We start from the raw sequence: 11,226 nt of genomic DNA on the forward strand, positions 1-11,226 counted from the left end.
CCTGGGTCAGATGTCGCGGAACGCCTCGATGCGGGCGCCGAGGACGGACAGCCGGGCGGCCAGGTCCTCGTAGCCGCGGTTGATCACGTACACGTTGCGCAGCACCGACGTGCCCTTCGCGGCCATCATCGCCAGCAGCACGACGACGGCCGGGCGCAGCGCCGGCGGGCAGATGATCTCCGTCCCGGACCACCGGGTCGGGCCCTCCACCAGCACGCGGTGCGGGTCGAGCAGCGTGACGTTGCCGCCGAGTTTCGTCAGCTCGGTCAGGTAGATCGCGCGGTTCTCGTAGACCCAGTCGTGGATCATCGTCTGGCCGTTCGCCGTGGCCGCGATCAGCGCGAAGAACGGCAGGTTGTCGATGTTGAGGCCGGGGAACGGCATCGGGTGGATCTTGTCGTGCGGCGCGCGCAGCTGCGACGGGCGCACCGTCAGGTCGACCAGCCGGGTCTCGCCGTTCGCCGCGACGTACTCGCCGCTGCGGTCGTAGTCGAGGCCCATCTCCTCCAGCAGCGCCAGCTCGATCTCGAGGAACTCGATCGGCGCCCTGCGGACGGTGATCTCCGACCCCGTCACGATCGCGGCCGCCAGCAGGCTCATCGCCTCGATCGGGTCCTCGGACGGCGCGTAGTCGACGTCGACGTCGATGTCCGGGATGCCGTGCACCGTCAGCGTCGTCGTGCCGATGCCCTCGATGCGCACGCCCAGCCGCGTCAGGAAGAAGCACAGGTCCTGGACCATGTAGTTCGAGCTGGCGTTGCGGATGACGGTGACGCCGTCGTTGCGGGCGGCCGCCATCAGGGCGTTCTCGGTGACGGTGTCGCCGCGCTCGATCAGCACGATCGGCCGGCCGGGTGACACCGTCCGGTCCACCTCGGCGTGGTAGTAGCCGCCGGTCGCCTTCAGTTCGAGGCCGAACGGGCGCAGCGCCGACATGTGCGGGTCGACGGTGCGGGTGCCGAGGTTGCAGCCGCCGGCGTAGGGCAACTTGAAGCGGACCTCGCGATGCAGCAGCGGGCCGAGGAACATGATGACGCTGCGGGTGCGCCGGGCCGACTCGACGTCCATGCTGTCGAGGTCCAGCCGCTCCGGCGGCGTGATCTCGAGGTCGCGGCCCCCGCCCAGCCAGCGGGTGCCGATGCCGATGCTCTCGAGCACCTCGATGATGCGGTTGACCTCCTCGATGCGCGCGATGCCGCGCAGGGTGGTCTTCCCCTTGTTCAGCAGGCTGGCGCACAGCAGCGCGACGCTCGCGTTCTTGCTGGACCGCACCTCGATGCTGCCGCTCAGCTGCTGGCCGCCGCTGACCCGCAGGTGCACCGGGCTCTGCGGCGCCAGCGACACGATCTGCTTGTCCAGCGACTCGCCGATGCGGGCGATCATCTCCAGGCTCAGGTTCTGCTGCCCGTGCTCGATGCGGTGGATCGCGCTCTGGCTCGTGCCGAGCGCGTCGGCGAGCTGGCTCTGGGTCCAACCGCGGTGTTGCCGCGAGTCACGGATCAAGCGACCGATCTGGCCGCGGTAGTCGTCTGCCACGAGCCGAACGATATCTCAGGTATGAGTTAACGGCTGCCACATTCGTCACATTGGTATCCAGAAGTTGCGACGTGAGCGAGCTCTCATCCATGTCGTGAGGTCTGCGCCACACTGTCGGCAGCCGCCGGCAGCGTAACCGACGGCGCGGCGGCTGTCGCCTCGAACCCGGGCGAACCGCACGTCCGGCGCGACCCGCCCATCCGTACGGCCGAGCCTCGTGAATGGGCCCGGCTCTGAGACGGCGCGCGCGTCTACCCGGTTCCGGCCGGCTCCCATGATCATCAACCTTTGTGGCTGCTATCACGACACGGAAGGTTGATGATCATGGAACGGGCCGCCGGGGTCAGAGGTCGAACGCGTACCGGCAGAACGCCTTGCGCAGGTCGAGGATCGGCCGGCTGTCGCGCGTGTAGTAGAGCTTGTTCGTCAGCAGCACCGCCCAGCGACGGCGGCGGACGGACACCCACATGGCGGTGCCGGTGAAGCCGAAGTGCGCCCACACGTCCCGCCCGCCCACGCCGGGCGGCGTCGGCGCGGGGTGCCAGAACAGCCCGCGGGCCGGCGCCAGTTCACCGGTCTGCACCTTCAGCGACTCCTTGATCCACGCCGGCCCGAATCCCGGCCGCCGCGGCGCCTGGTCGGGTGCCAGCAGGTAGCGCAGGAACGCCCCGAGGTCGGCGACGACGGAGAAGACGCCGGCGCTGCCGCAGACGCCGAGCAGCCGGGCGGAGAAGTCGTGCGGCGTGCCCTGCAGGTGCCGCCCGGCGGCGGCGTCGAACTCGGTCGGAGCGCACCTCGGGACCTCGGCGGCGGGGACGGGCCCGAACCGGGTGGCGTCCATGTGCAACGCGTCCCACGCGCAGGCCCGGCTCAGCTCGTCCAGCCGCAGCCCGGTGAGCCGCTCGGTGAGGATCCCGAGAATCAGGGCGGCGCGGTCGGTGTACTCGACGACCTCGCCGGGGCGGTGGACCAGCGGTTCGCGCAGGATGCCGCGTTCGACGGCGGCGCGGTCGGTGCCGTAGAGCGCCTCGAGGTTGGCCCGCGACGGGACGCCCGCGGTGTGGGTGAGCAGGTGCTGGGCGGTGACGGCGGCGAGGTCGTACCCGCCGAGGCCGGGCAGGTAGTCGACGAGGGGGCGGTCGAGGTTGAGGGTGCCGTCCTCCCAGAGCGTGCCGACGCACGACCACACGGCGACGATCTTGGTGAGGCTGGCGAGGTCGAACAGGGTGTCCAGCCGCATCGGACGGTCCGGCGCCGCCGGGTCGAGCAGCCCGTGGGCGCCCTCGGCGCGGATGCCGTCGGCGTCGCCGACGGCCCAGACCGCTCCGGGCAGGACGGTGGTGTTCACGGCGTGAGTCAGCAACTGGTCGATGGCTCTCGTCATCGGTGCCGCCTTGTTCGGTTGTCGTGGCGCCCGGGGTCGCGCCACTCCTTCATGATCGGCCCGAACCGGTCCGATCCGGGATACTCGTCTCATCTGCTGAACACGGTGAGACGGCCCCGTCGTGCGGCGCCCGGTCGTGACGCGGGAGACTGGGTGCGGCGACCAGCCAGCCGACCCGAGGAGATCCTGTGCGCGACGAGACCATCGGCGCCTTCCTGGACAGCCTGGCCGCCCGGGTGCCGGCCCCCGGCGGCGGCGCCGTCGCGGCTCTGCACGCGGCCCAGTCGGCGGCGCTGCTCGCCATGGTGGCCCGCTACAGCACCGGCCCGAAGTACGAGCAGCACGCCGCCGTCGTCGAGCGGGTGCTGGTGAAGGCCGACGCGCTGCGCACCGACGCGCTGGAGCTGGCCGAGGACGACGCCGAGGCGTTCTTCGCGGTCACCGAGACGTACCAGCTGCCGCAGGAGACCGACGAGCAGAAGGCGGCCCGCTCCGAGGCCATCGCGACGGCGCTCGCGGCGGCCGCGGAGCCACCGGCCGCCGTCATCATCGCGGCGACGCATCTGGTCTCGATGGCCGAGGAACTGCTGCCGGTCGGCAACCCGAACGTCGTCACGGACGTCGCGGCCGCCGCCGAGGCCGCCCGCGCCGCCGCCACGACGGCCCGGCTGAACGTCGAGATCAACCTCGCCGGCGTCACGGACCAGGCGGTCCGCGACCGTCTGACGGCCACCGCGGGCGAGGTCGACGACCTCGCGGCCCGGGCCGACCAGCTCACCGCCGACGTGCGCCGGCAGGTCGGAGCGTGACGGCGCGGCGCCTGGCCGGGACGGACCTCGCCGCCCGCATCCGTGCGGAGGTCGCCGAGCGGGCCGCCGCCCGGCGCGACGCGGGCCGCCCGGCCCGGCTGGTCATCGTCACGGCGACGGACGACGAGGCCAGCGCCTGGTACGTCCGCTCCATCGCGTCGGCCGCCGGCAAGGCGGGCCTCGACTGCGACGTCGCCGACCTCGGCACGGCGGCGACCGCGGACGACATCTCGGCCCGGCTCGCCGGCCTCAGCGCGGACCCGGCCGTCGACGGCGTCATGCTGCAGACGCCGCTGCCGCCCGGCGTCGTGCTCGCGGACGTGTCCGGCGCCATCGAACCGGCCAAGGACGTCGACGGCGCCAACCCGGTGTCGCTCGGCCGGCTGGCCGTAGGGCTGCCCGCCTACGCGCCGGCCACCGCTGCCGCCGTCGTCGCGCTGCTGGACGAGTACGCCGTCGGCCTCGCCGGCGCCCGGGCGGTCGTCGTCGGCCGGTCCGCGGTGGTCGGGAAACCACTGGCGCACCTGCTGCTGGACCGCGACGCGACGGTGACGGTGTGCCACTCTCGCACTCGCGACCTCGCGGAGGTGACGTCGACGGCGGACGTGCTGGTCGCGGCGGTCGGGCGGACGCACCTCGTCACCCCCGAGCACGTCCGCGACGGCGCCGTCGTCGTCGACGTCGGCACGAACCCGACGGCGGACGGCGGCCTCGCCGGCGACGTCGACCCCGCGGTCGCCGAAGTGGCGGCCGCCCTCACCCCGGTCCCCGGCGGCGTCGGCCCGGTGACGACCGCGCTGCTGCTGAAGAATGTTGTTGACTGAGTCAAGGATTTCCTTGATACAGTCAACGGCATGACCGAAGTACAACGCGACCAGGTGGCTGCGGTCCGTCAGTTCAACCGCTTCTACACGCGCGTCATGGGCTTCCTCGACCAGGAGTTGCTGCGGTCGGGGTACTCGCTCACCGAGGCGCGCATCGTCTTCGAACTCGGCCGCCGCGACGTCACCGAGGTCGGCGCGCTGCGCGAGACGCTCGACATCGACGCCGCCCAGCTCAGCCGCACGCTGGCCCGGTTCGAGTCGGCCGGGCTGATCGAGCGCACGCGCTCGGCCGCCGACGGCCGCAAGCTGCTGGCCGCGCTGACCGACGCCGGTCGCGCGGCGCGCGACGACCTCCAGAGCCGGTCCGACCGGCAGGCCGAGGAGCTGCTCGGCGCGCTGCCGGACCCCGAGCGCCGCCGGCTGGTCGCCGACCTCGACTCCGTCCGCCGTCTCCTGGGCGAGTCCGAGCGGCCGCACACCGTCGTCGTCCGCGGCCTGCGTCCGGGCGACCTCGGCTGGGTCGTGCAGCGCAACGCCGTCGCCTACGCGCGGGAGTACGGCTGGGACCGCAGCTACGAGGCGCTCGTGGCGCGCATCGTCGCCGACTTCGGCGAGCACCACGACCCGGCCCGCGAGAGCGCCTGGGTGGCCGAGCTGGACGGCCGTCCGGTCGGCGCCGTGTTCTGCGTGCGCAAGGACGACACCACGGCTCAGCTGCGGCTGCTGCTGGTCGAGCCGGAGGCCCGCGGCACCGGCATCGGCACCCGGCTGGTCGCCGAGTGCCTCGAGTTCGCCCGGGCGGCCGGCTACACGTCGATGATGCTGTGGACCAACGACGTGCTGGTGGCCGCCCGGCGCATCTATCAGAAGGCCGGTTTCGAGCTGGTCGAGGAGAACCGGCACCACAGCTTCGGCCACGATCTGGTCGGCCAGATCTGGCGGCGCGAGCTCTGACGGTCAGGCCGCCGCCGTCTCCTCGGCGAGCGCCTTGAGCCCGGCGAGCCAGCTGTCGACCCCCGCCTGCAGCACCGCACTGGTGATCACGGCCGCGACGAGCGGGCCGGCCAACGACTCCTGGCAGCTCACCTGCGTCCGCCCGCCCGGCTCGGGTGCCAGGCGGTAGACGTGCGCGATGCGGGTGCCGGGCGCGCTGGTCACCCACGTCAGCAGCCGGCCGGGCTCGACGGCCCCGAACCGGGAGTGGAACCGGTGCGCTCCGCTGCTCCAGCTGAACCGGCCCCGCGGCGTGGCGGGACCGTCCCCGTCGACGTCCTCGACGTCGGCGCGAATCCGCGGCCACTGCCGCACGTCGGCGAGGAGGCGCCAGACCCGCGGCGGCTCCGCGTCGACGACGATCCGGCCACCGGCCTGCGTAGGCGCGCGGTCGTCGACCCGGCCCCGGCAGACGTGCTCGGTGAACAGGTCGTCCGTGCTCGGCCCGGCGTAGAACAGCGCCCCCAGCGGTGCCGTCACGGAGCCCAGCCAGCCGTCCGCGTCGTCGAGCACCGCGAGCCCGGCCGTCCCGGGCGCACGCGAGTCCGAGCCCGGGACCGGTTCCTCGGTGACCTCCACGCCGCGGGGCCCGCGGGCGACCGTCACGATCGCCCGGCGGCCGTCCTCCTGCCACACCATGGCCTTCATCCGTTCGTTGCTCATGCGGCCAGGATCGGCGGCGGCGGTGCGGCTTGTCGATGAACTCGCAGTTCATGGCGGTGCCGAACGGCGGGCGCTAGCCTCCGGCACATGGACGGTGACGATCGCCGCGTCGGCGAGCTGCTGCGCGAGTGGAGGCAGCGGCGGCGGACGAGTCAGCTCGATCTCGCCATCCAGGCGGACGTCTCGGCGCGGTACGTGAGCCTGGTCGAGACCGGCAGGTCCAACCCGTCGGCCGACATGGTGCTCCGGCTCGCGTCGGCGCTGGACGTGCCGTTGCGGCACCGCAACCGCCTGCTCCTCGCCGCGGGCTTCGCGCCCCGGTACCGCGAGCGCCCGCTCGACGCCCAGGACATGGACGCCGCACGGGAGGCCCTGGTCACCGTGCTGCGGGCGCACGAGCCGTACCCGGCGCTGGTGGTCGACCGCCGCTGGAACATCGTCATGACCAACGCCGCGGTCGCGCCGTTCCTCGAGGATGTCGACCCAGAGCTGCTACGACCGCCCAACCTGGTCCGGCTGGCGCTCGACGCACGTGGGTTCGCGGCGCGGATCGCCAACCCGGCCGACGTCCGCGCCGTGTTCCGCGCCCGTCTGGCGCGGCAGCTGGCCGAGGACGGCGACCCCGAGATCGCCGCCCTCTACGACACCTACCTCGCCGAAGCCGTCGACGAGCCGGCCGGGTCGGACGTCACGATCTCGATGACGGTCCGGTACCGGGGCCACGACGTCCGGCTGTTCTCGACGGTGACGACGTTCGGCACGCCGCAGGACATCACCCTGCAGGAGCTGGCCGTCGAGGCGTACTACCCGGCGGACGCGGAGAGCGCCCGCCTCCTGCGCCGCTAGGCGATCGCCAGCCAGGGGTCTTCGAGCACGGCGGCGAGGTCGCGGACGAACTCCGCGGCCTGCGCGCCGTCGATGACCCGGTGGTCCGACGACAGCGTCATCGTCATCTTCTGGACGACCGCCAGCTCGCCGTCCTTCACGCCCGGCTCGGGCCGCACCGCGCCGACCGCCAGGATCGCCGCCTCCGGCGGGTTGATCACGGCGGTGAAGTGGTCGATGCCGTACATGCCGAGGTTGCTGACGGTGAACGTGCCGCCGGTCATCTCGTCGAGGCCGAGCTTGCGGTCGCGGGCCTTGCCGGCCAGCGCGCGGGTCTCGGCGGAGATGCTGGTGAGGCTCTTCGTGTCGGCGTCGCGAATGACCGGCACGACCAGCCCGGTCTCCGTCGCCACCGCGATGCCCACGTGGATGCGCCCGTGCTGGACGATCGCCTCGGGCGTGAACGACGAGTTCACCACCGGGTGATCGCGCAGCACGACCGCGACGGCCCGCACGATGATGTCGTTGACGCTGACCTTCTTCTTGTCCGCCGCGACCAGCCGCTCGTTCAGCTGCGCCCGCAGGTCCGACAGCGGCCCGGCGTCGACCGTCTTGGTGACGTAGAAGTGCGGCGACGACTGCATGCTCTCGGTGAGCCGGCGCGCGATGGTCTTGCGGATCGACGTCAGCGGGATCAGCTCGTCGGTCTCCTCGACGGCCGGGGCGGGAGTCGACGCAGCCGGGGCGGACGGGGCCGCGGCTGCCACCGTCGCCGTCCCGTTGGCCGCCGCCTTGGCGACGTCGGCCCGGATGATCCGCCCGCCGGGGCCGGAGCCCGCGACCGTCGCGAGGTCGACGCCCAGGTCGCGGGCGTCGCGCCGGGCCAGCGGCGACGACAGGATGCGCCCCGCCCCCGTTGATCTTGGAGTAACCGCGGCGTCGCCGCCCGATTCGTCCGATTGATCCTGCGGTTGCTCCAAGATCAACTCGGGCTCGGGCTCGGGTGACGGTGCCGGCGCGGGCGCGGCGGCGGGCGTGGGCTCGGCCGGCGCCGGAGCGGACCCGCCCACCGGCTCACCGGCACCGACGAGCCGCGCGATCGGCGCGCCGATCGGGGCGGTGTCGCCCTCCTTGACCAGGATCTCGCCGAGCACGCCGTCCTCGTACGCCTCGTGCTCCATGACGGCCTTGTCGGTCTCGATCTCGACCAGGACGTCGCCGGAGTGGACCTCGTCGCCGACCTGCTTGCGCCAGGCGCTGACGACCCCCTCCTCCATGGTGTCGGAGAGGCGGGGCATCAGGATGTCAGTCATCAGAGTCTCCTCAGTGCGCGCCGACGGACCGGCGGCCGACGGCGTCGAGGGTCTGGTGGACGACGGTGACGACGTCGTTCGCCGACGGCAGCGCCGCCAGCTCCAACGACTTCGCGTAGGGCAGCGGCACCTCGGCCATCGCCACCCGTCGCACCGGGGCGTCGAGGTAGTCGAACGCGCCGTCGGAGATCGACGCCGCCACCTCGGCGCCGATGCCATACGTCAGCCAGTCGTCCTCCAGCACTACGGCGCAGGACGTCTTCTTCACCGACTCGATGATCGTCGGCCGGTCCAGCGGGCGCAGGCTGCGCAGGTCGACGACCTCGGCGGAGATGCCCTCCTCCGACGCCAGCTTCTCCGCGACCTGCAGCGCGACGTGCGCCATACGGGAGTACGCGACCAGCGTGATGTCGGTGCCCTCGCGGGTCACCGCCGCGCGGCCGATCTCGGCCGGCTCGTCGCCGTCGGGGACCTCGCCCTTGGTGTTGTAGAGCGCGAGGTTCTCGAGGAACAGCACGGGGTCGTTGTCGCGGATGGACGCGAGCAGCAGCGCCTTCGCGTCGGCCGGCGACGACGGCGCCACGACCTTGAGGCCGGGCGTGAACGCGTAGAACAGCTCGACGTTCTGCGAGTGCGTGGCCGCGAGCTGCTGGCCGCCGCCACCGGGCGTGCGGATGACCATCGGCACCGACCGCTGGCCGCCGAACATGCCGTAGATCTTCGCGGCGTGGTTGACGATCTGGTCCAGTGCGAGCAGCGAGAAGTTGATCGTCATGATCTCGACGACCGGGCGCAGGCCGAGCATTGCCGCGCCCACGGCGGCGCCGGTGAAGCCCTCTTCGGCGATGGGGGTGTCGCGCACGCGCTTCGGCCCGAACTCGTCGAGCAGGCCGGCGGTGATCTTGTACGACCCCTCGAACCGGCCGATCTCCTCACCCATCAGGAAGACGTCCGGGTCGCGGAGCATCTCGGCGCGCAGGGTGTCGTGCAGCGCCTGGCGGTAACTCATGACGGCCATGTCAGGCTCCTACCGGGAACAGCGGGTCGGCGGGGAGGCGGCGCGAGTCGTTCGGCACCGGGCTGGCGTAGGTGTGGTCGAACAGCGACGACACCTCGGGGGCCGGGCTCTTGTCGGCGAACTCGACGGCGGCCTTGACGATGCGGTGGACGTCGGCGTCGACCCCGGCGAGGTCCTCGGCCTTGGCGACGCCATCGGCGACGAGCCGGTCGTGCAGGCCGGCGACCGGGTCCTGGGCGCGGACCGCCGCGATCTCGTCCTTGCTGCGGTACGCGGCGGGGTCGACGACGGAGTGCCCGCGCAGCCGTCCGCTCACGGTCTCGAGCAGGTACGGCTTCTGCTCCTTGCGGGCCCGCTCGACGGCGACCTTCGCGGCGTCGCGGACGGCGATGACGTCGTTGCCGTCGACCCGCGCGGACTCCATGCGATACGACGACGCGCGCTTGTACAGCTCGGGCTCGGCCGAGGCCATCTCGACCGTCGTGCCCATGCCGAGGTGGTTGTTGACGACGACGAACACGATCGGGAGGTCCCAGAGCGTCGCGATGTTCAGCGTCTCGTGGAACGCGCCGATGTTCGTGGTGCCGTCGCCCATCTGGCACATGACGACCTCGTCGCCGTCGCGGTACGAGACCGCGAGCGCGGCGCCGGCCGCCAGCGGCAGCTGCCCGCCGACGATGCCGTAGCCGCCGAGCTGGCGCACGTCGGTGTCGAACAGGTGCATCGAGCCGCCCCAGCCCTTGCTGACGCCGTCCTGCCGGCCGTACAGCTCGGCCATGACGCGGCCCGGGTCCATGCCGCGGATCAGCGCGTAGCCGTGGTCGCGGTAGTTCGTGAAGAGGTAGTCGCGCTCTTCGATCGCCGCCATCAGGCCGACGACGGTGGCCTCTTCACCGAGGTTGAGGTGGCAGTAGCCGCCGATCTTCGCCTCGGTGTACGCCTGCGCGGTGCGCTCCTCGAACCGGCGCACCAGGAGCATCTGCCGGTAGTAACCGAGCAGCTCCTCGGCGTTCTTCGCCGAGCGCGCCGGACGCTTGCGACTGGTGGTCGCCACTCTTACCCGCCCTTCGTTGTCACGGGGCGCGTCCCTGGACGCGCAGCGGTGCCCCGGCTGTGGCCGGGCAAACAATGAAACGTTAGCGTTTCATTGCATCCAAGCCTACCTCCGAGCAGGATGTGTACGTGACTGGACGGGGGGCGACCACGGCGCCGCGAGGCCGGCCACGCGACGTCGATCGCGCGGCCCGGCGCGACGCGCTGCTCGAGACCGCGATGCGGATCTTCCTCGCACACGGCTACGGCGGCACGACCATCGAGATGATCGCCGCCGAGGCCCGGGTGGCCAAGCGCACCGTCTACACCACCGTCGGCGACAAGGCCGACCTGTTCGTCGCCGTCGTGCGCCGTCTCGGCGACCGCGTCGTCAACACCGTCGCGCCCGACGCCGGCGACCAGGTGGGCGGCCTGCACGCGTTCGGCGTGCGGCTCGTCCGGCTGATGCTCTCCGACGAGGCGATCGGGCTGCACCGGCTGGTCACCGGCGAGGCGGCGAAGTTCCCCGAGCTGGCCGCGCGGCACTACGCGAACGGGCCGCGGCGCTACATCGGGGTGCTGTCCGGCCTGCTGGCCGCGCTGCCGCCGGAGCGTATCGCCGTCCGCGCCGACGACTACGAGGCGCTGGCCGAGCAGTTGTTCACGCTGCTCATGGGCGAACCGCACCGCCGGCGGATGTTCGGGATGGACCCGGCGCCGTCCGCGGCGGCCGCCGCCGCGCACGTCACCCGCACGTTGAATCTCGTGCTGACCTCGTGATCCGATGTGTCTGATGGTGCAAGAGGTGCACCTTCTGAGTGGGTTGCGA

At 72.2% G+C, this 11,226-nt stretch carries 11 protein-coding genes; 5 read left to right on the forward strand and 6 right to left on the reverse strand.

Features of this window, described 5'->3' with window-relative positions; all coding sequences use genetic code 11:
* Positions 1-6: 6 nt before the first annotated feature.
* Positions 7-1,536, reverse strand: a complete 1,530-nt coding sequence (locus ACW62_RS09785) for a helix-turn-helix domain-containing protein (protein ID WP_053203899.1) — start codon at positions 1,534-1,536, stop codon at positions 7-9.
* A gap of 343 nt (positions 1,537-1,879) precedes the next feature.
* Complete coding sequence (locus tag ACW62_RS09790; RefSeq protein WP_053203900.1) at positions 1,880-2,920, reverse strand: serine hydrolase domain-containing protein; 1,041 nt, start codon at positions 2,918-2,920, stop codon at positions 1,880-1,882.
* Positions 2,921-3,108: 188 nt separating this feature from the next.
* Between ACW62_RS09790 and ACW62_RS09795 the strand changes: the two genes are divergently transcribed.
* The 3 genes from ACW62_RS09795 to ACW62_RS09805 are packed head-to-tail and all read left to right on the forward strand — an operon-like array spanning position 3,109 to position 5,507.
* Positions 3,109-3,729 (forward strand): cyclodeaminase/cyclohydrolase family protein, encoded by a 621-nt coding sequence (locus ACW62_RS09795; protein WP_053203901.1) that lies wholly within the window; start codon positions 3,109-3,111, stop codon positions 3,727-3,729.
* The gene (locus tag ACW62_RS09800) at positions 3,726-4,553 is read left to right on the forward strand and encodes a bifunctional 5,10-methylenetetrahydrofolate dehydrogenase/5,10-methenyltetrahydrofolate cyclohydrolase (protein ID WP_053203902.1); all 828 of its coding nucleotides are present in this window, start codon (positions 3,726-3,728) and stop codon (positions 4,551-4,553) included. Before ACW62_RS09795 ends, ACW62_RS09800 begins: the two co-directional genes overlap by 4 nt.
* 30 nt (positions 4,554-4,583) lie before the next feature.
* Positions 4,584-5,507, forward strand: a complete 924-nt coding sequence (locus tag ACW62_RS09805; protein ID WP_053203903.1) for a bifunctional helix-turn-helix transcriptional regulator/GNAT family N-acetyltransferase — start codon at positions 4,584-4,586, stop codon at positions 5,505-5,507.
* A gap of 3 nt (positions 5,508-5,510) precedes the next feature.
* Here ACW62_RS09805 and ACW62_RS09810 read toward each other — a convergent pair whose 3' ends face one another.
* Positions 5,511-6,209, reverse strand: a complete 699-nt coding sequence (locus ACW62_RS09810) for an SRPBCC family protein (protein ID WP_053203904.1) — start codon at positions 6,207-6,209, stop codon at positions 5,511-5,513.
* Between the two features lie 87 nt (positions 6,210-6,296).
* Between ACW62_RS09810 and ACW62_RS09815 the strand changes: the two genes are divergently transcribed.
* On the forward strand, positions 6,297-7,055 hold the full coding sequence (locus tag ACW62_RS09815) for a helix-turn-helix domain-containing protein (protein WP_053203905.1): 759 nt from the start codon (positions 6,297-6,299) through the stop codon (positions 7,053-7,055).
* Here ACW62_RS09815 and ACW62_RS09820 read toward each other — a convergent pair.
* The 3 genes from ACW62_RS09820 to pdhA are packed head-to-tail and all read right to left on the reverse strand — an operon-like array spanning position 7,052 to position 10,419.
* Entirely contained in the window at positions 7,052-8,347 is a 1,296-nt protein-coding gene (locus ACW62_RS09820) for a dihydrolipoamide acetyltransferase family protein (RefSeq protein WP_053203906.1), read from the reverse strand. The genes ACW62_RS09815 and ACW62_RS09820 overlap by 4 nt on opposite strands.
* A 10-nt stretch (positions 8,348-8,357) precedes the next feature.
* The gene (locus tag ACW62_RS09825; RefSeq protein ID WP_053203907.1) at positions 8,358-9,365 is read right to left on the reverse strand and encodes an alpha-ketoacid dehydrogenase subunit beta; all 1,008 of its coding nucleotides are present in this window, start codon (positions 9,363-9,365) and stop codon (positions 8,358-8,360) included.
* A gap of 1 nt (position 9,366) precedes the next feature.
* Positions 9,367-10,419, reverse strand: a complete 1,053-nt coding sequence (gene pdhA / locus ACW62_RS09830) for a pyruvate dehydrogenase (acetyl-transferring) E1 component subunit alpha (protein ID WP_053203908.1) — start codon at positions 10,417-10,419, stop codon at positions 9,367-9,369.
* Between the two features lie 128 nt (positions 10,420-10,547).
* Between pdhA and ACW62_RS09835 the strand changes: the two genes are divergently transcribed.
* Entirely contained in the window at positions 10,548-11,177 is a 630-nt protein-coding gene (locus ACW62_RS09835) for a TetR/AcrR family transcriptional regulator (protein ID WP_205629251.1), read from the forward strand.
* Positions 11,178-11,226 lie beyond the last annotated feature (49 nt).

Origin of the sequence: Jiangella muralis (assembly GCF_001270745.1) — a bacterium.
Taxonomy (GTDB): Bacteria; Actinomycetota; Actinomycetes; order Jiangellales; family Jiangellaceae; genus Jiangella; species Jiangella muralis.